Annotated in this window: 26 protein-coding genes; 6 read left to right on the top strand and 20 right to left on the bottom strand. The window is 68.7% G+C overall.

Annotated elements, in window-relative coordinates:
• Positions 1–9: 9 nt before the first annotated feature.
• A complete protein-coding gene (locus FRZ32_RS11260) occupies positions 10–1,032 on the bottom strand; it encodes a glycoside hydrolase family 43 protein (RefSeq protein ID WP_243445271.1) in 1,023 nt (340 codons plus the stop codon).
• A gap of 115 nt (positions 1,033–1,147) precedes the next feature.
• Between FRZ32_RS11260 and FRZ32_RS11255 the strand changes: the two genes are divergently transcribed.
• Positions 1,148–2,221: an aldose epimerase family protein gene (locus FRZ32_RS11255; RefSeq protein ID WP_147043588.1), complete on the top strand. Its 1,074-nt coding sequence runs from the start codon at positions 1,148–1,150 to the stop codon at positions 2,219–2,221.
• 24 nt (positions 2,222–2,245) lie between these two features.
• On the opposite strand, the gene FRZ32_RS11250 is transcribed toward FRZ32_RS11255, so the two are convergent.
• From FRZ32_RS11250 to FRZ32_RS11205, 11 genes are read right to left on the bottom strand one after another with little or no spacing between them, the layout of a single operon-like run.
• Positions 2,246–2,872: a cysteine hydrolase family protein gene (locus tag FRZ32_RS11250; RefSeq protein WP_147043587.1), complete on the bottom strand. Its 627-nt coding sequence runs from the start codon at positions 2,870–2,872 to the stop codon at positions 2,246–2,248.
• 57 nt (positions 2,873–2,929) lie between these two features.
• Positions 2,930–3,742 (bottom strand): quinoprotein dehydrogenase-associated putative ABC transporter substrate-binding protein, encoded by an 813-nt coding sequence (locus tag FRZ32_RS11245; protein ID WP_205008267.1) that lies wholly within the window; start codon positions 3,740–3,742, stop codon positions 2,930–2,932.
• Positions 3,715–4,692 (bottom strand): PQQ-dependent catabolism-associated beta-propeller protein, encoded by a 978-nt coding sequence (locus FRZ32_RS11240; protein ID WP_158635906.1) that lies wholly within the window; start codon positions 4,690–4,692, stop codon positions 3,715–3,717. Before FRZ32_RS11240 ends, FRZ32_RS11245 begins: the two co-directional genes overlap by 28 nt.
• Positions 4,689–5,243: a c-type cytochrome gene (locus FRZ32_RS11235; RefSeq protein ID WP_147043585.1), complete on the bottom strand. Its 555-nt coding sequence runs from the start codon at positions 5,241–5,243 to the stop codon at positions 4,689–4,691. The genes FRZ32_RS11240 and FRZ32_RS11235 overlap by 4 nt, the downstream gene beginning before the upstream one ends.
• A complete protein-coding gene (locus FRZ32_RS11230) occupies positions 5,221–7,137 on the bottom strand; it encodes a methanol/ethanol family PQQ-dependent dehydrogenase (protein ID WP_205008266.1) in 1,917 nt (638 codons plus the stop codon). Before FRZ32_RS11230 ends, FRZ32_RS11235 begins: the two co-directional genes overlap by 23 nt.
• A gap of 1 nt (position 7,138) precedes the next feature.
• Positions 7,139–7,474, bottom strand: coding sequence for a c-type cytochrome (locus FRZ32_RS15300; protein ID WP_158635905.1), 336 nt, complete (start codon positions 7,472–7,474; stop codon positions 7,139–7,141).
• On the bottom strand, positions 7,462–7,878 hold the full coding sequence (locus tag FRZ32_RS15295; protein ID WP_158635904.1) for a hypothetical protein: 417 nt from the start codon (positions 7,876–7,878) through the stop codon (positions 7,462–7,464). Before FRZ32_RS15295 ends, FRZ32_RS15300 begins: the two co-directional genes overlap by 13 nt.
• Complete coding sequence (locus tag FRZ32_RS11220) at positions 7,875–8,486, bottom strand: cytochrome c oxidase subunit 3 (RefSeq protein WP_147043583.1); 612 nt, start codon at positions 8,484–8,486, stop codon at positions 7,875–7,877. Before FRZ32_RS11220 ends, FRZ32_RS15295 begins: the two co-directional genes overlap by 4 nt.
• On the bottom strand, positions 8,479–10,431 hold the full coding sequence (locus tag FRZ32_RS11215) for a cytochrome c oxidase subunit I (protein WP_147043582.1): 1,953 nt from the start codon (positions 10,429–10,431) through the stop codon (positions 8,479–8,481). Before FRZ32_RS11215 ends, FRZ32_RS11220 begins: the two co-directional genes overlap by 8 nt.
• A complete protein-coding gene (gene coxB / locus FRZ32_RS11210; protein WP_205008265.1) occupies positions 10,428–11,417 on the bottom strand; it encodes a cytochrome c oxidase subunit II in 990 nt (329 codons plus the stop codon). The genes FRZ32_RS11215 and coxB overlap by 4 nt, the downstream gene beginning before the upstream one ends.
• A complete protein-coding gene (locus FRZ32_RS11205) occupies positions 11,384–12,103 on the bottom strand; it encodes a cytochrome c oxidase assembly protein (RefSeq protein WP_147043581.1) in 720 nt (239 codons plus the stop codon). The genes coxB and FRZ32_RS11205 overlap by 34 nt, the downstream gene beginning before the upstream one ends.
• 170 nt (positions 12,104–12,273) lie before the next feature.
• Here FRZ32_RS11205 and FRZ32_RS11200 point away from each other — a divergent pair, with 170 nt between their 5' ends.
• Both FRZ32_RS11200 and FRZ32_RS11195 read left to right on the top strand, forming a co-directional pair.
• The gene (locus FRZ32_RS11200) at positions 12,274–12,615 is read left to right on the top strand and encodes a c-type cytochrome (RefSeq protein WP_147043580.1); all 342 of its coding nucleotides are present in this window, start codon (positions 12,274–12,276) and stop codon (positions 12,613–12,615) included.
• An 11-nt stretch (positions 12,616–12,626) separates the two neighbouring features.
• Complete coding sequence (locus FRZ32_RS11195; protein WP_147043579.1) at positions 12,627–13,172, top strand: c-type cytochrome; 546 nt, start codon at positions 12,627–12,629, stop codon at positions 13,170–13,172.
• Here the strand turns inward: FRZ32_RS11195 and FRZ32_RS11190 are convergent.
• Positions 13,162–14,016: an SDR family oxidoreductase gene (locus FRZ32_RS11190; protein ID WP_147043578.1), complete on the bottom strand. Its 855-nt coding sequence runs from the start codon at positions 14,014–14,016 to the stop codon at positions 13,162–13,164. The genes FRZ32_RS11195 and FRZ32_RS11190 overlap by 11 nt on opposite strands.
• 154 nt (positions 14,017–14,170) lie before the next feature.
• On the opposite strand from FRZ32_RS11190, the gene FRZ32_RS11185 reads away from it, so the two are divergent.
• Together FRZ32_RS11185 and FRZ32_RS11180 are read left to right on the top strand one after the other, a co-directional pair.
• Positions 14,171–14,683: a hemerythrin domain-containing protein gene (locus FRZ32_RS11185; RefSeq protein WP_147043577.1), complete on the top strand. Its 513-nt coding sequence runs from the start codon at positions 14,171–14,173 to the stop codon at positions 14,681–14,683.
• A 57-nt stretch (positions 14,684–14,740) separates the two neighbouring features.
• Positions 14,741–15,760 carry an ATP-dependent DNA ligase gene (locus FRZ32_RS11180; protein WP_243445270.1) on the top strand — a complete coding sequence of 340 codons (1,020 nt, stop codon included), beginning with the start codon at positions 14,741–14,743 and terminating at the stop codon, positions 15,758–15,760.
• Between the two features lie 3 nt (positions 15,761–15,763).
• On the opposite strand, the gene FRZ32_RS11175 is transcribed toward FRZ32_RS11180, so the two are convergent.
• From FRZ32_RS11175 to FRZ32_RS11160, 4 genes are all read right to left on the bottom strand, one after another.
• A complete protein-coding gene (locus tag FRZ32_RS11175) occupies positions 15,764–16,543 on the bottom strand; it encodes an SDR family NAD(P)-dependent oxidoreductase (protein ID WP_147043576.1) in 780 nt (259 codons plus the stop codon).
• Positions 16,530–17,726, bottom strand: coding sequence for a zinc-dependent alcohol dehydrogenase (locus FRZ32_RS11170; RefSeq protein WP_147043575.1), 1,197 nt, complete (start codon positions 17,724–17,726; stop codon positions 16,530–16,532). Before FRZ32_RS11170 ends, FRZ32_RS11175 begins: the two co-directional genes overlap by 14 nt.
• Positions 17,727–17,739: 13 nt before the next feature.
• The gene (locus FRZ32_RS11165; protein ID WP_147043574.1) at positions 17,740–18,318 is read right to left on the bottom strand and encodes an SRPBCC family protein; all 579 of its coding nucleotides are present in this window, start codon (positions 18,316–18,318) and stop codon (positions 17,740–17,742) included.
• Positions 18,319–18,451: 133 nt separating this feature from the next.
• Positions 18,452–18,838 carry a hypothetical protein gene (locus FRZ32_RS11160; RefSeq protein ID WP_147043573.1) on the bottom strand — a complete coding sequence of 129 codons (387 nt, stop codon included), beginning with the start codon at positions 18,836–18,838 and terminating at the stop codon, positions 18,452–18,454.
• Positions 18,839–18,976: 138 nt separating this feature from the next.
• Here FRZ32_RS11160 and FRZ32_RS11155 point away from each other — a divergent pair, with 138 nt between their 5' ends.
• The gene (locus tag FRZ32_RS11155; protein ID WP_158635903.1) at positions 18,977–21,694 is read left to right on the top strand and encodes a protein kinase domain-containing protein; all 2,718 of its coding nucleotides are present in this window, start codon (positions 18,977–18,979) and stop codon (positions 21,692–21,694) included.
• A 19-nt stretch (positions 21,695–21,713) separates the two neighbouring features.
• Here FRZ32_RS11155 and FRZ32_RS11150 read toward each other — a convergent pair whose 3' ends face one another.
• The 3 genes from FRZ32_RS11150 to FRZ32_RS11140 form a co-directional block, all read right to left on the bottom strand.
• Complete coding sequence (locus tag FRZ32_RS11150) at positions 21,714–24,131, bottom strand: TonB-dependent receptor (RefSeq protein ID WP_243445269.1); 2,418 nt, start codon at positions 24,129–24,131, stop codon at positions 21,714–21,716.
• Between the two features lie 64 nt (positions 24,132–24,195).
• Positions 24,196–24,927 carry a sulfite exporter TauE/SafE family protein gene (locus tag FRZ32_RS11145; RefSeq protein WP_147044440.1) on the bottom strand — a complete coding sequence of 244 codons (732 nt, stop codon included), beginning with the start codon at positions 24,925–24,927 and terminating at the stop codon, positions 24,196–24,198.
• A gap of 95 nt (positions 24,928–25,022) precedes the next feature.
• Complete coding sequence (locus tag FRZ32_RS11140; RefSeq protein WP_147043570.1) at positions 25,023–25,196, bottom strand: YezD family protein; 174 nt, start codon at positions 25,194–25,196, stop codon at positions 25,023–25,025.
• Between the last annotated feature and the right edge of the window lie 101 nt (positions 25,197–25,297).

The raw sequence follows: 25,297 nt of genomic DNA, 5'->3' as shown, positions 1-25,297 counted from the left end.
GCCGGCCGCCTAGTTCGAGGCGCCGGGCCTGAGGCTCATGCCGATCACCGGCGCCGGCCCGGAAAGATCGAGCGGCGCGACATAGAGATAGCGCCGCGCGTCGGCAGGCCGGCACTCCGATGTCGCCGCCCAGGCGTGGAAGCCGAGGAACCAGCGTCCCCGCGCCTCGAACACGCTTTGATGGCCCGGGCCGCTGAGGCACCCCGCATCGCGCGTGTCGAAGCTGTGCAGGATCGGATTGGCGGCGGCCGGCGTGCAGGGCCCGAGCGGCCCATCGCAGCTCGCATATCCCATGGCGTAGGGCGAGAAGCGCTCGGTCGCGGGCCAGCCGAAGAAGCCCGCCGAGAAGAACAGAAAATAACGCGCGCCAGCCTTCACCATGGTCGGCGCCTCGACGAGGCCGTTCTCCCAATCGGAATCGACGCCAAGAACGGCGGTCGGCGTGCCCACCACGCTCAGGCCGTCTTCGGCCATCGGCTGGGCATAGAGGTGGACCGGCCGCCGCACCGCATTCCCGTCATTCTTGTAATAGAGAAAAAGCCGCCCGTCCGAGTCACGGAACGGGCTGGCATCGATCGATCCGCCAAGGTCGCGCTGGCAGACCAGCGGCTCGGCGGCATCGCTGGTGAACGGGCCGAGCGGATCGCTCGCCCGGGCGACGCCGATGCACTGGCGGCCGCTGCTGCGCTCCCGCGCGGTGAAATAGAGGAGATAGCTTGCGCCGACATGCGCGACCTCGGGCGCCCAGGTCCAGCCCTCGCGCGCCCAGGCCGGCAGGACAGGCATGGCGTCATGCGCCCGTCCCCCGTCGCGAACCCTTTCCCAGTGGACGAGGTCCGATGACCGGGCCACCTGGACGTTCGTGCCGGCACTGTTCGTCGCGTAGGCGAGGAAATGATCGTCGACCGGGAGGATGAAGGGATCAGGAAAGTCGGTCCTCAGCACCGGGACGAACGAAGGCTCGGCCGCCTGGCCGGGCGCGAACGGCGCGCCGATGAGCGCGGCGACCAGAAGCAAGAAGGATTTGCGCACGCTCACTCCCGCGGGCTGCACGAACAAGTGCGGATTGCAACGGCCGGTCGGATAGTGACTCCACCCGCCCCTGTCTATTATCATATCAATCATACGAAATTGAAAGGATGGATGGATGGGGCTTGAACGCGCCGCTTTCGGAGTTCTGCCGGACGGCATGAGCGTCGAGGCGATCACGCTCACGAACGAGCGCGGGATGGACGTGCGCCTCATCACCTATGGCGCCGGGATCCAGGCGCTGCGCGTTCCGGATCGCGAGGGCCGCCTCGGCGATGTCGCCTTGGGCCATGCCAGCCTCGCGGCCTATCTCGATCATCCGCAATATCTCGGCTCGACGGTCGGGCGTTTCGCCAACCGGATCGCTGCCGGGCGCTTCCGCCTCGATGGCGACGATTATCAGGTGCCGATCAATGATGGGGACAATGCGCTGCATGGCGGCCCCGGCGGGTTCGACAAGGCGAACTGGGAAATCGCGCGGATGGACGACGGGCCGACGCCGGGCGTCACGCTGCGCCATGTGAGCCCGGATGGAGATCAGGGGTTTCCGGGCACGCTGACGGTGACCGCCGCCTACCGGCTCCATGCCGACAACAGCCTCAGCGTCGACTATCGCGCCGTCACCGATCGACCGACGATCGTCGGCCTTTCCAATCATGCTTACTGGAACCTGTCCGGCGAAGGCAGCGCCGAAAGCGCGATGGATCACCTCCTGACCATCCATGGCGACACCTTCCTTCCGACCGATGCGGGCGCCATTCCCACCGGCGAGTTCCGGCCGGTCGCCGGCACGCCTTTCGATTTCAGGGCGCCTGCGCGGATCGGCGGGCGGGTCCGCGATGCGCGCGACGATCAGATCCGCCTCGGCCGGGGCTACGACCATAATTGGGTGATCGGACGGGAGCTCGCCGACGGCGCCCGGCCGGTGGCGCGGCTCGCAGATCCGGCATCGGGCCGCGTGATGGACCTGCTTTCGAACCAGCCGGGCCTGCAATTCTATTCCGGCAACTTCCTTGACGGGACGACGATCGGCAAATCGAACGGCTGCTACCGGATGGGCGACGGCGTGGCGCTGGAGCCGCAGCTTTTCCCCGACACGCCGAACCGGCCGGCCTTCGGTTCGGCGCGCCTGGCGCCGGGCGACATCTATCGCAACGTCATTGTCTGGCGCTTTTCGACCGACCGGTCGTAGCCGCAATCGCCCGGCGGACGGCGCTCAGCTTTCTTCGGCCCCGTCGCGCCCAAGCGCGTCGAGCCAGGACGCGGGCGTGAGCCGATCGGTGGGCGCGGTCTCGGCGCCCATCGCCTCGCTCATATTTTCCAGCGCCGCGCGGTGCCGTTCGTCCGACAGGGCCGCCACCGCGTCTTCCGGAACCCACAGGGCATAATCGCGCAGGTGCGCGTCGGCGGCCGTGAAGAGGATGCAGATATCGGTCGCGAGCCCGGCGAGGATCAGCCGGCTCACCCCCAGTTTCGGCAGCAGGACCGGCAGGTTCGTCGCATAGAAGCCGGAAAATTGCGGCTTGATGATGAAATAGTCTTCGTCGCGCGGCACCAGGCGCACGACCGGGTCGCGGCCGGCATCGAGCGCGCGCTCCACGATCCGACGCCGCTCCGAATGCCATTCGCCGAAATTGTCGTTGACGTAGATGACATAGCCCCCCGCCGCCTCGACCGCGTCGCGCAGCCGCAGGATCGGGGACGCGATCGCGCAGGCCTTGGCGCGCAACCGTGCGCCCGCCTCGAAATCGAAATCGTTCATCATGTCGACGATCAGCAACGCGATGCCGCCACGGCCTGCATCGCGATAGGGAGCCGTCGGCGGTTCGCTGTTGTCGTCCATGCTCAATGCCGGCGAACGAAGGCGGCCGGATCGGGTTCCCGTGGCCTCGGGCGCGCCTCACTGCTCGACGCGCGGGATGTGGTAGCGATCGAGGAGCGCCCCGATCTCGGCGGCGCGACTTTCAAGCACATGCTCCACCTCGCGCTGCAGCGGCAGATCGGTCTTCTGGACGCCGACCGAAATGTCGTAGACCATCGGCCATTGTGAATCGTCCAGCCACGGCGTGACCCGCTCAACGGCAAGCGGGACGGGCGAGCGCGCCGCGAAATAGCCGCCGAGCGGGCCCCAGGCGATCCCGACATCGACATCGCCGCGCGCCACCGCTTCAACGATTGCGGCCGGCGGATTGGGCCGGCGATAATCGCCATAGAGCATGTAGCCGCGCACGTTGGCGACGATGCCGCGCCGGGCGAGCGCATGGGCCGGCGGGGTGTTGACCCCATCGTCGCCGACGAGCTGGACTCCGATCCTGAGATGGCGAAGGCGCGGATCGTCGAGCGTCAGGCGGTCGAGCCGGTCGCTCGCCCTGGTGACGAAGACGTAGGTCGAGCGGTAATAGGGCCGCGTCGTCGCCAGCATCTCGACCGTGCTCGCGACCCCCGGCCACAGATCGCATTTGCGCTCGTTGAGCGTGTTGCGGACATAGCCGCGCCGCTGCGCCCACCAGACATAGGCGAGGTTCGCGTGGAGATCGCGCGCGATCAGCTCGGCGAGCTTGTTCTCGAACCCCTCGCCGGCGCGATTGGAGAAAGGGAGGTTGTTGGGATCGGCGCAGACGGTGAGCGTGCGCTGGCGCGCGCAGCTGCCGAGCAGCAGCGCGGCGGTCAGCGCGATCGCCGCCTTCATCGCGCCACCGCCAGCGCGGTCCACGGGCGCCCGCCGAGATTGACCGTTCGCGCGACCCGGTTGCGCGCGAGGTCGACAATGGTGAGCGTCCCCGAAAGCCCGCTCGCCGCGTAGAGCCTGGTCTCGTCGGGCGACAGGCCGATGCCCCAGGTCCGCTCGCCGGTCGGGAAGGCGCGGACGACCTGCATCGTCGCCGGATCGATCTCGGCCACGCGGTTGGATCGGCCCATCGCGACGAACACGCGGCGGCCGTCGCGGGTCGCCTTCATCTCGACCGACTGGACCTGATCGACGTCGGGGAAAGCAGGGACGAGATCGATGACGTGGACGATGCGAAGCGTCGCCGCGTCGAACACGCTGATCGTGCCGCGCTGCTCGGACGAAACCCAGATGCGCCGGCCATCGTCGAGGAAGAGCACGTCGCGGGGGCGATTGCCGACCATCACGGTGGCGCGGACCGCGCCGGTCGCGGCGTCGATGAAATGCGCGGTGCTGGAGGCCTCCGATGTCGCGACCACCAGGCGGCCGTCCGGGCTGACCCCCATGCCCTCCGGCTCGGGGCCGACCCGGACCGCGCGGATCGGGCGGTTGGAGGCGATGTCGAGGAACGAGACCGCGCTGTCATTTTCATTGGCGATGTAGAGGCTGCGACCGTCCGGGCTGACCACGAAGCGCTCCGGGTCAGGCCCGGAATTCAGGAGGCGCGTGCGCCGGCGCGTGGCGATGTCCCACGCCTCGATCCGGTTCGCGTTGCCGGCGGCGACGTAGAGCGTGCGGCGATCCGGCGAAAGCTGCATCCCGCGCGGTCGCCCGCCGGTCGCGAGGACGCCTTCGATCCGGCCGGTCGCGCCGTCGACGATGTGGACGACGTTCGCCTGTTCATCCGACACGAAGACGATGTCGTTCGATCGGGCCGCGGGCGTGCAGCCAGCCAGCAGGACGGCGATCAGCGCCGCCAGCCAGGCCCGGATCAATTGGCCGGCCCGATCGTGCCCGGCGGCAGTTGCCAGCCGCCGTGCATGTCGGCCTCGCGCGGCACCGGCGCGGGATGCTGCGACGGCGTGTCGCCGGTATTGGCGGCGAGCGTCGCCGGCAGCGACATCGAACGGACATAGGCCGCGATCTGCCAGATCTGCTGATCCGGGATGCGGCCGCGCCAGGCGGGCATCCCGTTCGGGCGACCCTGGTAGATCGTGTTGTAGATCTGGTCGAGCCGGCCGCCATAGATCCACACATCGTCCATCAGCGCCGGGCCGATCCCGCCGCCGCCGTTGAAGTGACAGCCGGCGCAGTTCATCTGCTTGTACATCCGCATGCCCTGAACGACGGCATCGGCATTGTCGTAATAAGGCAGGGCGCGCGGATCGATGCCGGCGGGCGGGCCCGCGCCACCCGGAATCAGGCCGGAGACGGGAGCGCCGGTCACCGCGGCGCCCGCGGGCGGGCCGGGCGGTGGCTTGCGGTGACAGCCGGCGGCGAGCAGGCCGAGCGCCAGCGCAAGCTCAATGCGGCAGCGCGAAGACATGGAGCGTCCCTCCTGGCGTGGTGCGGTGGGGAAGATCGCGCATCGTGCCGACGAAGCCCAATGCCGCGGCGCCGTCGCGCGGATCGAGCGCGCCGGAGACGATCGCGCCGGACCAGCCGCCGACCCCGGTCAGGATCGCGACATATTGGTGGCCGTCCGGCCCGCGATAGGAGACCGGCTGGCCGATGATCCCGCTGTCGAGCCGCACCTGCCAGAGCAGGTGGCCGTCGCGCGCGTCGACCGCCTTGAACAGGCCGTCCATCGTTCCGTAGAAAACGACGTCGCCGCCGGTCGCGACCGTGCCGGACCAGATGGGGAGATCCTCTCGGATCGTCCAGCGCGGGCGCCGCATCACCGGGTCCCACGCCGTCAGCTCGCCGCGATGGCCGCCGGGGCCCGGCTTCATGTGAACCTCGGCGCCGACATAGGGCGTGCCGGAGATGTAGTTGGCCTCGAGATTCTCCCAGTCCATGCACAGATTTTCGTGCGGGATGTAGATGAGGCCGGTGCGCGGGCTGAACGAGCTCGGGTTCCAGTCCTTGGCCCCCGAGGCGGTCGGGCAGATGTCGCGGACCATCTGGCCGAGATGCGTCTCCTTGGCCGGATTGACGATCAGCCGCCCGGTCCGCAGATCGACGCCGCGCGAGCTGTTGACCGGACCGAACGGATCGGCGGAGAGCACCTGCCCGCTGTTGCGATCGATCACATAGACATAGCCGTTGCGCTCCATCCGCACGAGCACCTGGCGCATCCGGCCGCCGAACGGCATGTCGAGCAGGATCTGCTCGTTGATCGCGTCATAATCATGCTCGTCATGCGGGCTGAACTGGTAGAACCAGCGCGCGGCCCCGGTCCGGGCGTCGCGGGCGAAGATGCCGGCCGTCCACTTGTTGTCGCCGGGCCGTTCCTCGGAATTCCACGGGCCCGGATTGGCCGTGCCGTAGAAGATGAGCTGCGTCGTCGGATCATAGGCGATCCAGGCCCACATCGTCCCGCCGCCGATCCGCCAGTGATCGGCCGGCCAGGTCCGAACGCCGAGATCGGTGCCGCGATCGGCGGCATAGAAGGGATGGAAATCGTTGCCGATCAGCACGTCGCGATCCGGCCCCGTATGATAAGCGCGCCACGCAATGCTGCCGTCCGCGAGATTGAGGGCGGTCAGCCAGCCGCGCACGCCGAATTCGCCGCCGCTGTCGCCGACCAGGACATGATTGCCGACGATGAGCGGCGCCATCGTGATCGTCTCGCCGCGGTTGATGTCGCCGAGCTGGGCCCGCCACACCTGATGGCCGCTCTCGGCATCGACCGCGATCGTCTGGCCGTCTAGCGTGTTGAAGACGATCTTGCCGTCCGCATAAGCCGCGCCGCGATTGACGACGTCGCAGCAGGCGACGCCCTGCGAGGCCGGGACCGGATCGGGGGCGAACCGCCATTTCAGCGGCGCCTCGGGATGGGTGAGATCGAGCGCGTAGAGATAATTGGGATAGGCGGTCACCACATACATCATGTGGCCGACGACCAGCGGCGCCGCCTCCTGCCCCTTGTTGACGCCGAGCGAGAAGCTGAACACCTCGCGCAGGTTGCGGGCATTGGACGGATTGATCTCGTTCATCGCCGAATAGCGGGTCGCGGCATAATTCTTGGCCGGCATCAGCCATTGGCCGTCATCCCGCGGCGCGGCGGCGGCGGGGGCGACGGTGCGCCCCGCCCCCGGCGTCGGCGGCGCGAGCGCGTGGCCGATCTGCTCGCGCGTGAAGACCTCGTCGGCGGGCACCGCATCGGGCACCGGCGGCTGCGCGGTCTGGCGAAGGGGAAAGTCCATCACCGCGCCCGCCGCGAGCGGCATCGCGCCGACGACGGCGATGGAGGCCAGCAGGATCAGCGTCGTCTTCATGTCATCGATCCATCGCGTAGAGATAATCGGCGATCCGGTTCGCCTGTTCGGGGGTGAGGCCGGTATCGGGCATTGCGTTGCCGGGCAGCATTTCCTGCGGACGGCTGATCCAGCGGATCATGTTGGCGCGGCTGTTGGCGAAATGGCCGGCGAGGATCTGCTGCTGGCCGATTCCGGCGAGCGACGGCCCGACCCGTCCGACCGCGCCGTTCACGCCGGGGACGCGGTGGCAGGCGCCGCATTTGGCGGCGATCAGCTGCCTGACGTCGCCATAGGTGCCGCCGCCATGGCAGGCGGCGAGCAGCGTCGGGGCGGCAAGAAGGATCAAAGCCCGCACGGGGTCACTACGATCATGGCGATGCCGTTGACGAGGATCACCGCGGCGAATCCGAAGCCGAGCAGCATCCCCCAAAAGGCGACGAACCGGGTCCGGCCGTGGCCATGTTCGATCAGGCTCCCCTCGGTCTCGCCGCGGGTGCGCCGGAACAGCATCGCCGAGAGGATTGCGGCCGCCAGCGCAACGAGCAGGCAGGCGACATAGACGACCACCGCCAGCATCCAGCTGCCGGCCATCGGTCCCGCGTCGCGCTCCGGCCCGACATAGCAGGCGAGCGAGAAGATGGCGTAGCCGGCGCCGAGCTGGACGATCCATGCGAGCGGTCCGCCGGCCACGGCGAACGCCAGCCTGCCACGACGCGCCTCGCTGCGTTGGGGCGCCGGATGGTGGCTGAGCCCGCTCATCGCGCGAACCCCAGATAGGGCGTGACATAATAGGTCGTGAAAACGAACAGCCAGACCGCGTCGACGAAATGCCAGTAATAGGTGCCGTTGGTGACCGCGATCCGGCGGACGGGGCTGAAATAGCCGATCGCGGTCCACAGGAAGAGCAAGGCGAGGATGACGAGCCCGACGAGGACGTGCGCCATGTGGAAGCCGGTGGTGACGAAATAGAGCGAGGCATAGCTCGACGCGCCGGGGCCATAGGTCTTCGCCTTCCATTCGAGGAGCTGCACCGCCGCGAACAGCGCGCCGAGGACGAAGGCGAGGCCGGTGCCGACGAGCGCGTCGCCGCGCCGGTTCAGCTTCACGCCGCGCTCGCCCCACCACATGGCGACGCTGGAGAGCAGCAGGACGATCGTGTTCGGGCCCGCGAGCTTGAGCGAGGGATGCGGCTCGAGCAGCCAGCCCGACGGCGCGGAGGCGCCGAGATAATAATAAGCGAAAAGCAGGTAGGCGAAGAGCGCGGCCTCGGTCGCGACCAGCGCGGCAAGGCCGTTCCAGCCGGCGCCCTTCGCGCCGGTCGGGCCGACGGCGAGCTCCGCCGGGCGGGCGGTGGCGAGCTCAGCCACGGGCCGGCTCCCGCTGGCTCAGGTGCAGGCTGGGCCACAGCCACGCGACGAGGCAGGCCGCCGCGCCGAGCCCGCCAAGCGCGACCACCGGCCATGGCTTCAGCAGCAGGCCGACGAACAGGATCGTGGTCGCAATCGCGAGGAACAGCGGGACGAGCGTGTCTTCCGGCATTTCGAGGATCCGGTCCGGCTCGGCATCGAGCGGCGTCGTCGCAAGCGTCTCCTTGCCCTCGTCGAGGATCAGGCCTTCATCGAGGTTCGACCGCTCGGGGGCCTCGCCGAGCCGGTCTTCCCACAGCGGATAGCGGGATACGATCGTCGGGATGACCGCGAAATTGTATGGCGGCGGCGGCGAGGAGACCAGCCATTCAAGCCCGTAGGCGTCCCAGGGATTGGCGGGGGCCGCCGCGCCGCTCCTGAGGCTCTTCAGCGCGTTGACGATGAACAGCAGCACGCCGATCGCGAACAGGAACGATCCGATCGTGGTGACGAGGTTGACCGCGCCAAGCCCCATTTCGGCCGGATAGGTATAGACGCGGCGCGGCATCCCCCACAGGCCCGACAGGTGCATCGGCAGGAAGCCGAGATTGAAGCCGACGAACATCGTCCAGAAGTTCCAGCGGCCGAGCCGTTCGTCCATCATCCGGCCGGTGAACTTCGGGAACCACATGTAGGTCGCGCCGACGACCGGGAAGACGTTGATCCCGATCAGCACGTAATGGATGTGCGCGACGACGAAATAGGTGTCGGTGAGCTGCCAATCGACCGGCACGCTGGCGGTCATGAAGCCGGAGACGCCGCCGATCACGAACAGCAGGATCATCGAGGCGAAGAAGAGGAAGGCGGTGGTGAAGACCGGCCGCCCGAACCAGATCGTCGCCAGCCAGGCGAAGACCGCGAGCGCGCTCGGCACCGCGATCAGGATCGAGGCGCCGGAGAAGAAGGCGAGGCCGAGCCCCGGCAGGCCGGTCGCGAACATGTGGTGAACCCACACGCCGAAACCGAGCACCATCGTCGCCACCGTGCCGAGCGCGACCGGCGTGTAGCCGACCAGGGGGCGCCGGCAGAAGACCGGCAGCCCGTCCGAGACCATGCCCATCGCCGGCAGCACGATCGCGTAGACCCAGGGATGGCCGAACATCCAGAACAGGTGCTGCCACAGCAATGGCTGGCCGCCGCCGCCGGTATCGAAGAAGTGCGTGCCATATTGCCGATCGAGCCAGAGCAGGAAGAAGGCGAGGCTCACGGCCGGGACGACGACGAGATTGGCGACGCTCGCGGTCATCGTGCCCCAGGCGAGGATCGGCAGCCGGTTGATCGACATGCCCGGCGCCCGGTTGCGAAGCAGGGTCACGACGAAATTGGCGGCGCCGACGGTGGTCGAGATGCCGAGCAGGATCATGCCGAGCGCATAGAAATCCTGGTTCATCCCCGGATTGAAGTCGCGCTCCGCATAGGGGACGTAGTTGAACCAGCCGTCGTTTGGCCCGGCGCCGACCAGGAATCCGGCATACATGAAGAGCGCCGCGCCGAGGTAGATCCAGTAGCTGAGCGCGTTGAGCCGCGGGAAGGCCATGTCGCGGCTGCCGAGGATCAGGGGCCACAGATAATTGGAAAATCCCGACAGGATCGGCGACGCATAGAGGAAGATCATCGTCATCCCGTGCGTCGAGAAGAGCTGGTTATATTGCTCGGGCGTCAGCAGGTGGAGATCGGGCCCGGCGAGCTGGAGCCGGATCACCAGCGCCTCGATGCCGCCGATCGCCAGCAGGATGAAGGCGGTGACGATGTAGCGAAGGCCGATCGATTTATGGTCGACGCTTGCGAACCAGCCGTAAAGGCCGGGCTTCGTCTCCCAGATCGCCTCCAGCCGCTCGCGAAGGGCCGGGGTGACGGCGCCGATCCGTGGCGTGCGAACCGCCGCCTTGACGCGCGCGCCGCTCATCGCAGCGTCTCCAGATAGGCGCGAAGGCTGTTGAGATCGGCGGCGGAGAGGCCCTGATCGGGCATCAGCGCGCCAGGCTTGATCGCCTGCGGATTTTCGATCCAGCCGGTGAGGCTTTGCGGATTGTTGGGAAGGGTGCCGGCAGCGAGGGTGCGGCGGGACATGAGGTGGGTGAGATCGGGGGCGGCCGAGGCGCGTGCGCTGGTGCCGCGGATCGAATGGCACATGCCGCACCGGGAGGCGAACAACGCGAAGCCGGCGGCCTGGGCCTCGCTCGCCGGCGGCGGCGCGGTCTGGAGCTGGCGCGCGCGCCATCGATCGAACGCGGCGCGCGGCTCGGCGACGACCTCGAACGCCATATGGGCGTGCTGGGCGCCGCAATATTCGGCGCACTGGCCGCGATAGATGCCGGGCCGATCGGCCTCGATCCACGCCTGGTTGGTCTGGCCGGGGATGAGATCGGTCTTGCCCGACAGGCGCGGCACCCAGAAGCTGTGGATCACGTCGCCGCCGTGGAGGCGGACCAGCACCGGCTCGGCCACCGGGACGTGGATCTCGTTGGCGGTGTGGAAGATCTGGTCCGGCTGGGGCCCGTCATAGCGCACGTCCCACCACCACTGGTTCGCGGTGACGTCGAGCGTGACGCGCGGGTTGCGCGGCAGCGGGCCGACCTGCGCCAGCACCGCGACCGTCCACACGAGGGTGGCGAACAGCGGCACCAGCGAGATGCCGACGCCGATCCAGATCCAGCGCGCGCCGTCGACGCCGCGCTCGAGCGGCGGCAGCGCCTCTCCCTCGGCCGGGGCCGGCGCGCGCCGGCGCCACAGCCCGCCGGCGAGCAGCAGGGCGATGATCGCCGTCACCGCAACCGAGATCGCGATCGTCGCCCAGAGCAGCGGTTCCACCGTCGCCGCCTGCGCCCCCGCGACGTCGAGATATGAGAGAGGGTGGCTCATCGGGTCGCCGGGCGCGCGGGGCGATGCCACAGCGCGCTCATCGACCGCATCGCGGCGAGCAGGAAGAGCACGCCGCCCGGCACCCACATGATGACGCCGCCAAGCTGCTGATCGGCGAGCGGCGTGAAGCCCCAGTCGGCGGTATAGGGCAGGTGCCACAGGAACAGCGGCCGGTTGCACAAGGCCAGCACGGCGCCGAGCAGCGCCATCGCGACCGAGGCGGCGGTGCCGGCGGCGAGGACGTGAAAGGTGCGTTCGGGCGAATGGTGGATGAGATCGCGCCACAGCCAGATCGCGCCGCCGAACAAGGTCGCGTGCATCGCCCAATAAGTGAGGTCCGACCGGAAGGTCGCATCATAGGGCGCGGGCATGTGCCAGAACCACAAGGCGGCCGAGAAGGCGAGTGCGCTGGCCCAGATCGTGCGCCCCCGCCCGCCCGGAAGCCCGGCCGCGATCAGCGGCGCCGCGATGAGCGCCAGGATCATGTGCTGCAGCACGCGGGCCGAAAAGAGCGACACCGACAGCGCACACAAGGGCGAGAGGAACGCGAACGCCGCGACGATCCAGCCGGCGGCGGCGAGCCGGCGTTCGGCGGCCGGCGCGCGCGCAAGGTGGAACGCCGCGATGCCGACCAGGGCGGCGATGAGGATCGGATCGCCGTTCCAGCGCTCCAGCAGTGATCCCGGGACCGGCGGCGCGCCACAATAAGGGATCATCGCGATGTGCCTCCCGACTCCATCCGATCGTTCTTGAAACGCGAACCCGCGCGCCGAGGCGCGTCGATCGGGAAAGAAGCGAGAGCGGTGCCCGGTTCCGTCGGGGCCGAAAAAAAGCCGCGCGCCGGCGGGCTGGCGGAACCGCGCGCGCCGCGCCCGGTTTTCCGGTCATGCGTCCCCTCGCCCTCGGGCTTGCGCTGGCGTTGAGCGCCTGCGGATCGGCCCGGCCCACGCATGGCGCGGCGCATGGGCGCGTCCTCATCGCGCGCATGGCCTGCGGCTCTTGCCACGTCATCCCCGGCATCGCCGGGGCGGACGGGCGCGTCGGGCCGTCGCTCGCCGGCTTCTCGCGCCAGCGCATGATCGCAGGCGCGCTTTCCAACGATGCCGCCAATCTCGCCCGTTACCTCAAGGCGCCGGCGGCGGTGGTGCCGGGCAATGCAATGCCGGACCAGCGGTTGACCGACGCCCAGGCGCGCGACATCGCGGCCTACCTGGCGACGCGGGACTAGCCGCCGTGCGAATGAAGCGCCCGCGCGGTTTTCTTGCCGGCTGGATCGTCGGGCTGGTGACGGCTGGCCTGCTCGCCGCCGCCGCCGCTTTCGCGATCCTTGGGTTCGGCCTGTTCGACACCAGCGCGAGCCGGCAGCACGGCGCGGTCATGGCCTGGGCCGTCCACAGGACGATGGTGAATTCGGTCCGGCGCAGCGCGACGCCTGCCGACGGCGATTTCGCGATCGACGGCGCGATGGTCCTCGAAGGCGCGCGCCTCTACGAACGCAATTGCATCTCGTGCCATGGCGGTCCGGGCACGGCGCGGGCGCGCTGGGCGAGCGCGATGGTCCCGACGCCGCCCTTCCTGATCGACGCGCCGCGGCGCTGGTCGCGCGGGGAGCTCCACCTCATCATTCGCGACGGAATCAAGATGACGGCGATGCCCGCCTGGGGCGAAATCCTCCCCGACCGCGACGTCAGGAGCCTCGTCGCCTTCGTCCAGGCGACGCCGAAGCTCACGCCCGACCAGTTCGCCGCGCTGCGCGCTTATGCGAAGGCCCGCCCTATCCGTTGACGATGGTGCCGCCATTGGGGTGCAGCACCTGGCCGGACATGTAGCTCGAATCCTCGCAGGCCAGGAACAGGAAGGAGGGCGCGACCTCGTTCGGCTGCCCCGGCCGGCCCATCGGCGTGCTTTCGCCGAAATGGGCGAGCTTTTCCGGGCTCGCGCCGCCGCACGGATTGAGCGGGGTCCAGATCGGTCCCGGCGCGACCGCATTCACCCGGATCCCCTTTTCGACCAGGTTTTCGGACAGCGAGCGGGTGAAGGCCGTGATCGCGCCCTTGGTCGCCGAATAATCGAGCAGCTCGCTCGATCCTTCATACATGGTGACGCTGGTCGTGTTGATGATCGCGGCGCCTTCGCCCAGGTGCGGGAGCGCCGCCTGGACCATGTAGAACATGCCGAAGATATTGGTCTGGAAGGTGCGCTGCAGCTGCTGTTCGGTGATGTCTCCGATATCCTTGTCGGGATGCTGTTCGCCGGCATTGTTGACGAGGATGTCGAGCCGGCCGAACGCGCCAACCACGTCGGCGACGATCCGCTCCGCCATCTTGCGCGATCCGACATCGGCCGGAATGGCGAGCGCACGCCGGCCCTCGGCCTCGATGATCCGCTTCGTCTCGGCGGCGTCGTCGCCCTCCGTCAGATAGACGATCGCGACATCCGCGCCCTCGCGCGCGAACAGCGCCGCGACGGCGCGGCCGATGCCGCTGTCGCCGCCGGTGACGATCGCGACCTTGCCTTCCAGCCGGCCCGATCCGGGGTAGCGTGGCTGCCATTCCGGTTTTGGCTCAAGCTCGCTCTCATGGCCCGGAAGCCCGTCTTCGTGGACCATTTCGACGATATTCGTGCTCATCTGGGTCTCTCCTGCGCGCCCCCGGCGTCGAGCGGTCAACGCCCCGTGTCCGCACCGGTTGCGGCCGGATCGACCTGTCATGGATACGCGAGGCGGTTTCGACGTTGACCGTCCACGACCGCCCGGCCCCCGGCGGTGAAAGAGGGAGATTCCAATGGCCGAGACCGAATATACGGACGCCATCGCCTTGCTGAAGGCCGATCATCGCAAGGTCGAGGATCTGTTCGAAGCGTTCGAGAAGTCGTCCGACAGACGCCGCAAGCGAGCGATCGCCGACGAAATCTGCAACGAGCTCAAGATCCACACGATGATCGAGGAAGAGATTTTCTATCCGGCGTTCCGCGGCAAGATCGAGGACGACGATCTGGACGAGGCCTATGTCGAGCATGACGGCGCCAAGGTGCTGATCAACGACATCGCCGGCGGCGACGAAGAAGACGAATTCTACGAAGCCAAGGTCAAGGTGCTGTGCGAGGAGATCGAGCATCACGTGAAGGAGGAGGAACGGCCGTCGGAGGGCATCTTCGCCCAGTGCCGCGACACCGACGTGGACCTGGTTGCGCTGCGCGACCAGTTGCTCGCGCGCAAGCAGGAGCTGATGACGCAGGCGCAGGCGGGCGGCCTTCCCCCCGCAAAGCCCACCGCGGTCGACGTCGAGCCGGTCTGACCGGGCGCCGCGGCGGAGAGCCATGGGCTGTCCGCCCGAAATGCTGCGCAGCATGTCGTGACCGAGATCCGACCGGAGCTGCCCGCCGCGCCGATGGAGGCGAAGCTCGCGCAGGAGCTTCCCGACGGGGACGGCTGGCAGTTCGAGCCCAAATGGGACGGCTTTCGCGCCCTCGTCCGCCGCGACGGCGGAGAGGTCGCCATCGTCTCGAAATCGGGCCGCCCGCTCGATCGCTACTTCCCTGAGGTCGCGGCGAACCTGCGGGCGCTGCGCGAAAACAGGTTCGTGCTCGACGGCGAGCTGCTCCTTCCGATGGACGGCCGGCTCGCCTTCGATGCCCTCCAGGCCCGGCTCCATCCGGCCGAAAGCCGCATTCGCCGGCTCGCGCGCGAAACGCCGGCGCTGCTGATGCTGTTCGATCTGCTGTTCTGGAAGGATCGCGATCTGACCGCCTGCCCGCTCGCCGAGCGACGCCGCTGCCTCGAAGCCTTTTTCGCGGGCGTTCGCGATCCCGGGATCAGGCTATCGCCCTGCACCGACCAACGCGCGCAGGCGATCGCCTGGCTGGAACAGGCCGGCGGCGCGCTCGACGGCGTGATCGCGAAGCGCACCGACGAGCGCTATCAGCCCGGCAAGCGGGCGATGGTGAAGGTGAAGGTGCGCCGCTCCGCCGATTGCGTGGTCGGCGGGATGCGACGGGGCGAAGGAGGCAGGATCGCCTCGCTCCTCCTCGGCCTCTACGACGATGACGACCGGCTCAATCTCGTCGGCTTCCTCGCCAGCCTGACGGCGGCGCGCAGCGCGGAGATCGAGCGTCTGATCGCGCCGCTGATCGGCGGCGAGGGGTTCACCGGAAAGGCGCCCGGGGGGCCGAGCCGATGGAGCGCCGGCAAGGACACGAGCTGGATCCCGCTCAAGCCCGAGCTGGTCGTCGAGGTGCTCTACGACCAGGTCACCGGCGCGCGCTTCCGCCACGGCACCCGCTTCCTGCGCTGGCGGCCGGACAAGCGGCCGGACCAGTGCCGCATGGAGCAGCTCGATCGCCCGCTCGCGCTCGCGCGGCTGGGCGCGATCTGATCCCTATTTGCGCGCGCTGCCAGGCTCGGCCATGCCGCGATGCTGCTCGGCGAGCATGTCGGCGGGCATGACGTGCGACGCGGCGGCGCGCATCTTGTTCGCGAAGCCGCTGACGACATGGCCCTCGCCGGCCTTCATCGCTTCCCAGCCATCCTGGGCGACATCGGCCGGATCGGCCTTGGCCGAGGTGCCGACCTTGGTGTCCATCATGTCGGCACGCCTGAAGAATTCGGTGTCGGTGGCGCCGGGCATAAGGGTGGTGACGACGACGCCCGTGTCCTTGAGCTCGTTGCGGAGCGCATCGGCGAAGCTGTCGATGAACGCCTTGGTCCCGTTATAGACCGCCTGGAACGCGCCGGGCATCAGGCCGGCGATCGAGCCGGTGAACAGGATGTTGCCGCGCCCGCGCTCGACCATCCGCCGACCGACCTGCTGCACGAGGTACAGCGTGCCGGTGATGTTCGTGTCGATGACGCCGCGCCAATCGGCTGGGTCCTGGCCGAGGAAGTCGCGACCGAGCCCGTGGCCGGCATTGGCGCACAGCACGTCAACGTCGCGCTCCCCGATGGTGTCGACGAGCCGCTGGACGCCATCGAAGGTCGACAGGTCCGCCTCGATCGACTGGACCTCGGCGCCGAGATCCCGGAACGCGGCCGCGGCGTCGACGAGCGGCGTATCGGCGGCGACCAGCAGGTCGTAGCCCTCCTTCGCCGCGAGCCGGCCGAGCTCGTAGCCGATCCCGGTCGACGCGCCGGTGACGATCGCGAACTTACGCTGTGGCATGGTTGCTCTCCATTCCCGGCTTCAGGATGATCTTCGTGTATTCGTTCTGGTCGTCGTGCCAGTGCTTGTAGAGGGCGGGCCCCTCCTCCAGCGGCGCGCGGTGGGAGATGAGGAAGGTCGTGTCGATCTTCCCGTCCGCGATGAGGCCGAGCAGCATCTCGCTATATTTCTGGACATGGGTCTGGCCGGATCTGACCGAGAGTCCCTTTTCCATCAGCGCGCCGATCGGGAACTTGTCGGCCATGCCGCCATAGACGCCGGGGATGGAAAGCCGACCGCCCTTGCGGCAGGCGAGCACGGCCTGGCGAAGCGCCGCCGGTCGATCCGTGCCGAGCCGCACCGCCGCCTTCACCGTGTCGGCGATATTGTCGATGCCGAGCCCGTGCGCCTCCATGCCGACGCAATCGATGCAGGCGTCGGGGCCGATCCCGCCGGTCATCTCCCAGAGCGCCTCGCGGACGTCGGTTTCCTTGTAGTTGAGCGTCTTGGCGCCGAGCCGCGCGGCGAGCTCCAGCCGCCGCGGGAAGTGATCGATCGCGATCACCTGATAGGCGCCCATCAGCAGCGCAGACTGGATGGCGAACAGGCCGACCGGGCCGCAGCCCCAGACCGCGACCGTGTCGCCCTCCTCGATCTCGGCATTTTCCGCCGCCATCCATCCGGTCGGAAGGATATCGGACAGGAACAGCACCTGATCGTCGTCGAGCCCTTCCGGAATGACGATCGGGCCGACGTCGGAATAAGGGACGCGGACATATTCCGCCTGGCCGCCGGCATAGCCGCCGGTGAGGTGCGCGTAGCCGAACGCGCCGCCCATCGGATAGCCGTAGAGCGTCTCCGACATGTCGGACGTGGTCGCTGGGTTGGCATTGTCGCAGGCCGAATATTGCTGCTTCTTGCAGAAGAAGCAGTCGCCGCACGACACGGTGAACGGGACGACGACGCGATCGCCCTTGCGAAGCGTGCTTCGCGGCCCGGTTTCGACGACCTCGCCCATGAATTCGTGGCCGAGAATGTCGCCGGCCCGCATCGTCGGGATATAGCCGTCGTAGAGATGGAGATCGGAGCCGCAGATCGCGGTCGAGGTCACGCGGATGATCGCATCGCGCGGATTGACGATCTCGGGATCGGGGACATTGTCGACCTGGACCTTGTGCCGGCCCTGCCAGGTGATGGCGCGCATGATGGTCTCCTTGTTACAGGGCTTGTTCGGTCGGGGATTCGGAGGCGCGGCCCGACGGGCTCGCCGAGCTCGTCACCTCGCCGGTCTCCAGGAACTGCTTGAGCCGGCGAAGATCGCGGCGGGATTGCTCCTCCGGCTCGCGCTGGAGGATCTTGGCGATCCATTCGCCGATCACCCCGCCCGGCGGATCATAAGCGAAGGCGGCGCGGACCATCGTCCCGCGCCCCGGCGCCGCGTCCATGAACTCGATCCGCCCGGAGCTGGAGACGTCCGCGCCTTCCACCGATCGCCAGCCGATCAGCCGCCCGGGCTCGTCCTCGGTAACCACCGAGTCCCATTCGACGGTCTTGCCGCCGGGGCCCTTGACCACCCAGTGCGAGCGGCGGTCGTCGACGACGTCGATCCGCTCGATATTGTCCATGATCCGCGGAAGGTTCGAAAAATCGCGCCAGAAGGCGTAGATGTCGTCGCGCGGCCGATCGATCGTCACCGTCCGGCCGATGACGGCATCTTCATCTTCACGCCCTGCGGCGGTCCGCCGGACGTCGGCGTCGCGGGCCGCGGTCGGCGGTGCATCGGTCTCAAAAGCCATCGTCGTCTCCCGAGCCCCCCGCCCGTCAAGCGGTCGCGAGGGGGTCCGGGTTCCGACGAAATCGTATCGATCGAGATCAATCGGGCCGCGTCAACGACGCGCCGTTCGCTCCGGCGCCTCGGTCAGCCGCTGCTCAGGATCGCGGGCAGTTGCGGCGGATCTGTTGGCCGAGATCGCGCATCTTCTCGGCATAGGCCGCGGCGGGCGATCCCTGCTCCTCAACGCCCATGAACCCGCTCTGGCGCAGCGACTCGTTGGCCTGTTCCCGGGCAGCCGGCGACTGGCGCGGATCGGCCGCGATCGCCGCCGCGAGCATGATCGCCTTCTCGTCCGACGTCAGGGCGGAATCGAGCGCGTTCACCGCGCAGGTGCAGTCGCGCCCGCCGAACCCGGCATTCCCGGAGCGCGACTCGGTGCATATCGCCATCATCTGGCGCGAGAAGGCGGACGGCCCGCACCCCGCGACGGCGAGCGCGCCCGCGGCGATGAATGTGGCACAGGCGATCTGCTTGATGGTCATTGCTCGGCTCCCTTCATGGCGTTCGCAGGCGCGGTCCGCACCGACGAGTTCGATCCGGAAGCGAGATAGAAATCCCGGCCGCTCAAAGTCTTGATGCAATTCTCAAGAATTTCTAACGTGATCGGCAGGGGGTTCCGGATGGACATTGGTGGTACGTCCCGGCGTCGGCGCCGCTTGTGGCGCTTCGTCGACGCCGAGTTCGACGAAGCGGGCTGGACGCTGCGCGTGGACGGGCGCGCCGTGCCGCTGGAGGGCAAGCCGCTCGAGGTTCTCCATGAACTGCTGCTCCATGCCGGCGAGGTCGTCTCCAAGGACGAGCTGCTCGATGCGGTGTGGCCCGGCGTCACCGTCGTTGAAAACTCCCTCGCGAATGCGGTGTCGAAGCTGCGCAAGGGACTTGGCGAGGCAGGCGACACGATCGTCGAGACCGTGCCCCGCATCGGCTACCGGCTCGCCGTGCCGGTCGCGATCGAGACGCTGGACGCGCCCCTCGCGCCGCGCTTCGCCTTCCAGGCCGGCGATCCCGTTCCCGGCCGGCCGCAATGGCGGCTCGTCGGCCCGCTCGGCCAGACCGGCGCGGACGATGTCTGGCGGGCACGCCACGACAAGACCGGCGAGACGCGCGTCTTCAAGTTCGCCGACGCTTCCGACCGGCTGCGCGCGCTGAAGCGCGAGGCGACGCTGGCGCGGCTGCTGATGGCCGCACTCGGCAAGGGCGCCCCGTTCGTGCCGCTGCTCGAATGGAATTTCGAACATTCGCCCTATTTCCTGGAAAGCGCCGACGGCGGCGACGATCTGGGCGGCTGGGCGCACATGCAGGGCGGGATCGCGGCCGTTCCGCTGACGACCCGGCTCGCGATCGCCGGCGCGATCGCCCGCGCGCTCGGCGCCGCGCACAGCATCGGCGTTCTCCACAAGGACCTGAAGCCGGCCAACATCCTGATCGAGACGCGCGCGGAAGGCCCGTTCGTCCGTCTCGCCGATTTCGGCAGCGCACGGCTGCTCGACACGGACGTGCTCGGCGCCAATCTGATCACCGATTTCGGAGGGCTCGACCAGGATGAGGCAAGCCGGTCGGGCACGCCCGCCTATCGCGCGCCGGAATTGGCCGGCGACGGCGTGCCCACCGTGCAGAGCGACGTCTATGCGGCCGGGTTGATCCTCTTCCAGCTCGTCGTCGGCGATTTCGGACGCTTTCTCGCGCCAGGCTGGGAAGATCTGGTCGACGATCCGCTGCTGCGCGAGGATATCGCTCTCGCCGCCGCCGCCGATCCGCTCCGTCGCCCTTCGGCGGACGAGCTCGCCGATCGCCTCGCCAGGATCGACGCGCGTCGCGCCGAGGCCGAAGCGGCGGCGCTGGAGGCGGCGCGCGCCGAGGCGCTGGCCAGGGCGGAGGAGCGGCGGCGTCACCGCCGGCCCTGGATGCGGGCCGCGGCCGCGGCGGCCTTCATCGCCCTCGCCGGCACGTCGACCATGACCGTGCTCGCGTCGCGCCAGCGCGATCAGGCGCGCGCGGCCCAGGCCCAGGCGGAGGCCAGCTATGCCTTCCTTGCCGACGACATCCTCGCCAGCCCGGACCCAGCCAAGGCGGACGGAGCGGACGAAAAGCTGGTGGATGCGGTGCGCCGGGCAAGCGCCGGGATCGACCGTCGCTTCGCCGGCCAGCCGCTGATCGCGGCGCGGCTCTATGCGACCCTCGCCCGCGCCTTCGACCAGCGCTCCGAATATGCCGCGGCGCGCGATTATTATGCGCGGGCGTGGCGCTGGTTCGGCCGCGCCGGCGCGACGGGCGATGTCGAGGCCAACGTGATGCGGCTCCAGCTCGCCTCGGCGGAAGCGCTGTCGACCCAGCCCGGATCGCTCGATCGCGCGCGTCGTCTCGTCGCCGCCACCCGGGCCAGCCTTGGCGAAAAGGCAAGCGCCGGCGAGCCCGCCGTGTGGCTGGAATCGGCCGAAGGAATGATCGCACTGGTGGACAACCAGGTCCCGTCCGCCCGCGATCATTTCGCGCGGGCGAGCGCCCTCGCGGATTCGATCCCCGAGGCGTTCGAGGCGCGCCAGCGCCTGAACTTTCACCAGCGCCACGCCTTCGCGCTGCTGCGGCTCGGCGATCATGAAGGGGGGGAGCGAGAGCTCGCTCCGCTCGTCGCGGCGATGGGCCGCCTTCAGGGGCCGGAGCATCCCGACACGCTGCTGCTGCGCCTCAATCTCGCCCAGTCGCGCGCGCTGAGCGGCCATTATGAGGCGGCGCTCACCGATCTCAACTGGCTCGTCCCGCGCCTCGAAGCGCGGCTCGGGCCGGATCATCGCACGACCCTGTTGGCGCTGAGCGTGCGTCAGCTCGCGCTTGGCTCGCTTGGCCGCTACGGGCCGGCGGCGGCGGATGCGGAGCGGGTGTGGCGCGCCGCGGCGGCGAAGGACGGGCCGGGCTCATTCACCGCGGTGGCGATGCGGGCGGACCTCGGCACCACCCAGTGCCGCGCCGGCGCGCTTGTCCAGGGCGAGGCGAATCTCCGCGCCGCCTATCAGGCGTCGCGTGCCGGGCCGGGCCCCGAATCGCCCATCGCGCAGGCCCTCAGGGCCGCGATCGCCGACTGCCTGATCGCCGGGGGCAAGGCGGAGGCAGCGGCGCCGCTGCTGCGCAACATCGATCGCGAGCGCGTCAACCAGCTTGTCGGCGACGCCCACTGGGACGCCGGTCTCGACGTGTCGCTTGCGGAGGTGGCGCTGGCGAAGGGCGATCGGACGGAGGCGGCCGCACGGCTTCGCGCCGCCGCCTCCGCCTATTCGAGCCCGCCGAGCGATCGCTATCTCGCCGACCGGCTGGCCCGGCTCCACGCGGCCCTCGGCATCTGAATCGCCGCTCCCCCGGCCGTCAGAGCTGCCATCTGACGGTCAGGCCATAGGTGCGCGGGTCGCCGGGTTGGCCGACGACAAGCCCCGTGCTGCCCGATTGCGTCGCGAGCAGCTCGAAATAATGCGTGTCGAACGCATTGCGGACCCAGGCCATGATATCCCAGCCCCGATTGCGATAGCCGAGGCGCAGGTTGGTCAGCGCATAACCGTCGACATCGGTCGAGATCGAGCGCGACGGGTTTGACGAGAATTTCGTCCGGACGCTGCCATCGATGCCAAGGTAGATTTCCCGGCCGCCACCGCCGCCCGGCAGCGGGATCGAATATTCCCCGCCATAGGAAGCCGACCAGCGCGAGATGCCGGGAAGCCACTGGCCGGAAATGTCGCAATTGGCCGGGCTGATGCCGCCGGGCGTGCCGGCCGGGCTCGGCGTCTGGCCAGCCGCGGCCGTGGTGCCGCCGCTGAGCTCCGGCGGGCACGGCGCGTCGGTGAAGCGCACGTAGCGACCGTCGGTGAAGGCGCCGCGCAGGTAAAGGTTCAGCCGCCGGCTCGGCCGCCCCGACAATTCCAGCTCGACACCCTGGACCCGCACCAGATCGGCATTGGCAAGATAGCCGCGCAGCACGCCAAGCTGCCCGTTCGTCACCGTCGCCTGATAATCGTGGACCTCGGTGCGATAGGCGGCGAGGTTGAGCGTCAGGCGCCGATCGAACCACTGCGTCTTCAGGCCGAGCTCGTAATGATTGAGCCGCTCGGGCGCGACCGCCGCCGCCTCCAGGATCGGATTGCTGTTCGCGTCGAGCGGCAGGCCGGACAGGTTGATGCCCCCCGATTTGAAGCTGCGCGCATAGGTCGCATAGGCCATGATCCGCGGCGCGAGATCGTAGGAGACCGTGAGATCGCCCGACACGTTCCAGTCGCTGAACCGCGGCTCATAGCTTTGCGGCGCGAGCACGCCGCGCTGGTCGCCGGTCAGCACCGTGCTGCCGGCGCCGTTCGTCACCACCGCGACATAGGATCCGCGCTTGCGGTCGTAATTGAGCCGGACGCCCGGCTGGATCCGCAGCCGATCGGTGACGCGCCAGCCGACCTGTCCGAACAAGGCGAGGCTCACATTGTCCAGCCCGATCGTGTTGGTCGACGTGAGACCGTCGAGCACCGCCGGGTTGCAGGCGTTCGTCGTCGGCGTGGCGCAGCCGCTGCTGCCGGGCGCGACGTTGCCGGGATTGAGCAGCCAACGGCTCGCCGCCGGTCCCTGCACCTGCGATCCCTGCGTATCGAGCGACTGATCGAAACCGAAGGCGCCGACCACGAAATCGAGACGGCCGACCGTCCCCGCATAGCGGATTTCCTGCGTCCATTGCTCCTGCTGCGACGGGTTCTGCGAGATGGTGGTGATCGGAAGGCCGGTGAAATCCCGGTCGTTGGAGGGCCGCCAGTCCCAGAACCGCCAGGCCGTGATCGACGTCAGCGTTCCGGGGCCGATCGCCCATTCCGCCCGCAGCGAGACGCCGCCCAGCTTCTGGCGGGCGCTCAGTTCGCTGTCGAGATCGGTCAGGCGATCGAACGGGTCGAGGCTCGGCGGCGCATAGCCGAAGGCGGCGGCGAGCGCGTCGAACTGGCGATTGAGAGGCCGCTGGGTCGGGCCCGTGCGGACATAGATCTGCGCGCAGCATTCCGGATTCTGGTAGCTGAAGTCGCCAGACAAAGTGAGGTTGAGATTGGGGGCGGCGCGCCAGAGCAGCTGCCCGCGCACCCCGGAATTTTCGAGTTCGTTGACGTGCCGCCCGGTGGCGACGTTGTAGATCGTGCCCTGCCGGCGGGTCAGCGATCCGGCGACGCGGATCGCGAGCCGATCGGCGACCAGCGGCCCGGAAATCGATCCGCGCGCCTGCACATAATCGAGATTGCCGAGGGAAAGCTCCGCCCGCGCGTCGAGGTCGAAGCTCGGCGGGCGCGAGATCAGGTTGATCGCGCCGGCGGTGGTGTTCTTGCCATAGAGCGTCCCCTGCGGCCCGCGCAGCACCTCGACCCGCTCGACATCGAGAAAGTCGAAGGTCGTCGATGCGATGCGGCTGTAATAGACCTGGTCGACATAGACGCCGACGCCCTGCTCGATACCGTCATTGGTGAGGCCGAACGGGGCGCCGAGCCCGCGGATGTTGGCGGCGGAATTGCGCGGGTTGGACGAATAGAATTGAAGGCCCGGCTCAAGCTGCCCGAGCCGGGCGACGTTGAACGTGCCGGTGCCCTGCAACTGGGCGTCGCCGACGACCGACACGGCGACGGGAACGTCCTGGAGATTCTCGTTCCGTCGTCGGGCCGTGACGACGATATCCTGGTCCGCCGCGGCGGTCGGAGGCCCGCTGCCCTCTGGCGTATCAGGCGTGGAAATCGCCGGCGCGGCGCCGGCGAGCAACAGGAGGTACGCGATCATCGAAGTTTCCCCTCTTGATCGCGACGCCTCCGGCGGTCCGGTCGGCATCGCTGGTGATGAATGTTCAGGTCGCCATGAAGCGGTAGATCCCGAACAGGCTGGTGGTTGAAAGCACGGTACCGACCAGCGCGAGCAGCAGTCGCGGCTTCGCAGTCCTGGCGATGAAGGCGCCGACCGGCGCGGCGATGACGCCGCCGATCAGCAGGCCGACGGTCGCGACGGTGAAGGCCGCCAGGCCCATCGATGCGATGAAGGTCGCGGAAACGGCGGCGGTGACGAAGAATTCGGCGGTGTTGACCGTGCCGATCGTGCGGCGCGGATCAAGACCCTGGACGAGGAGGTTGCCGGTGACCACGGGCCCCCAGCCGCCGCCGCCCGCGGCATCGAGAAAGCCGCCGACCAGCCCCAGCGGCTCGACCACTTTCGCCGGCTTCGGCTCGACCGGGCGGGCGAGGCCGCGCCAGACCAGGAACAGCCCGATCGCGGCGAGATAGGCGAGCACGAAGGGACGCGCGGCGGCCGCATCCACCTTGGTCAGCACATAGGCGCCCATCACCCCGCCGACGGTGCCGGGGATGGCGATCCGCAGGAACAGGCGCCAATCGACATTGCGGTGGAAACTGTGGCTGATCGCCGAGACGCCGGTGGTGAAGGTTTCGACCGTATGGACTCCGGCCGAGGCCGCGGCCGGCGGCAGGCCGAGGCTGAGAAGCAGGGTCGTCGAGATGACCCCGAAGGCCATGCCGAGCGCGCCATCGACAAGCTGTGCGGCGAAGCCCACCGCGACGAACGGCATCAGGCTCAGCAGCAGGAATGGCAGATCGTGCGGCACGGGGACTCCTTCCTGTGGGGGGGCGCCTCCGGGGGACCGGTAGGCGCCCCGGCGCGCGGCTACCTCGCAAACAGCCGGCGCTTTTCGGTCACGTCGAGCTGGACGACCTGGCCATCATGGATGGTGAGCGCGATCGAACCGAAGTGAATCCTGGCGAGTTGCTCCCGGATCGCCGCGAGCACCTCTTCCGATCGTGCAATCCGCGGCAGCCGGAGCGGGCGTGGGTCGGTCATGTCGAACGTCTCCTTGGCGAAACGGGCGCATCGCCCTGTGGCCCGCCGAAGAGATACTCTACCAATCGAGTTGACAATATGCGTGAGCCGAAACGAAGCCT

The sequence above is a fragment of the Sphingosinicella ginsenosidimutans genome, from assembly GCF_007995055.1.
GTDB classification, from domain to species: Bacteria; Pseudomonadota; Alphaproteobacteria; order Sphingomonadales; family Sphingomonadaceae; genus Allosphingosinicella; species Allosphingosinicella ginsenosidimutans.
This window is presented reverse-complemented; position numbering and strand designations above follow the sequence as displayed.

Coding starts and splice junctions, on each gene's coding strand:
- FRZ32_RS11255 (WP_147043588.1), top strand. CDS start 1,148: ATGGGGCTTGAACGCGCCGCTTTCGGAGTTCTGCCGGACGGCATGAGC.
- FRZ32_RS11250 (WP_147043587.1), bottom strand. CDS start 2,872: ATGGACGACAACAGCGAACCGCCGACGGCTCCCTATCGCGATGCAGGC.
- FRZ32_RS11235 (WP_147043585.1), bottom strand. CDS start 5,243: ATGTCTTCGCGCTGCCGCATTGAGCTTGCGCTGGCGCTCGGCCTGCTC.
- FRZ32_RS11230 (WP_205008266.1), bottom strand. CDS start 7,137: ATGAAGACGACGCTGATCCTGCTGGCCTCCATCGCCGTCGTCGGCGCG.
- FRZ32_RS15295 (WP_158635904.1), bottom strand. CDS start 7,878: ATGAGCGGGCTCAGCCACCATCCGGCGCCCCAACGCAGCGAGGCGCGT.
- FRZ32_RS11215 (WP_147043582.1), bottom strand. CDS start 10,431: ATGAGCGGCGCGCGCGTCAAGGCGGCGGTTCGCACGCCACGGATCGGC.
- FRZ32_RS11205 (WP_147043581.1), bottom strand. CDS start 12,103: ATGATCCCTTATTGTGGCGCGCCGCCGGTCCCGGGATCACTGCTGGAG.
- FRZ32_RS11200 (WP_147043580.1), top strand. CDS start 12,274: ATGCGTCCCCTCGCCCTCGGGCTTGCGCTGGCGTTGAGCGCCTGCGGA.
- FRZ32_RS11195 (WP_147043579.1), top strand. CDS start 12,627: ATGAAGCGCCCGCGCGGTTTTCTTGCCGGCTGGATCGTCGGGCTGGTG.
- FRZ32_RS11190 (WP_147043578.1), bottom strand. CDS start 14,016: ATGAGCACGAATATCGTCGAAATGGTCCACGAAGACGGGCTTCCGGGC.
- FRZ32_RS11185 (WP_147043577.1), top strand. CDS start 14,171: ATGGCCGAGACCGAATATACGGACGCCATCGCCTTGCTGAAGGCCGAT.
- FRZ32_RS11175 (WP_147043576.1), bottom strand. CDS start 16,543: ATGCCACAGCGTAAGTTCGCGATCGTCACCGGCGCGTCGACCGGGATC.
- FRZ32_RS11170 (WP_147043575.1), bottom strand. CDS start 17,726: ATGCGCGCCATCACCTGGCAGGGCCGGCACAAGGTCCAGGTCGACAAT.
- FRZ32_RS11165 (WP_147043574.1), bottom strand. CDS start 18,318: ATGGCTTTTGAGACCGATGCACCGCCGACCGCGGCCCGCGACGCCGAC.
- FRZ32_RS11160 (WP_147043573.1), bottom strand. CDS start 18,838: ATGACCATCAAGCAGATCGCCTGTGCCACATTCATCGCCGCGGGCGCG.
- FRZ32_RS11155 (WP_158635903.1), top strand. CDS start 18,977: ATGGACATTGGTGGTACGTCCCGGCGTCGGCGCCGCTTGTGGCGCTTC.
- FRZ32_RS11150 (WP_243445269.1), bottom strand. CDS start 24,131: ATGATCGCGTACCTCCTGTTGCTCGCCGGCGCCGCGCCGGCGATTTCC.
- FRZ32_RS11145 (WP_147044440.1), bottom strand. CDS start 24,927: ATGCCGTTCGTCGCGGTGGGCTTCGCCGCACAGCTTGTCGATGGCGCG.
- FRZ32_RS11140 (WP_147043570.1), bottom strand. CDS start 25,196: ATGACCGACCCACGCCCGCTCCGGCTGCCGCGGATTGCACGATCGGAA.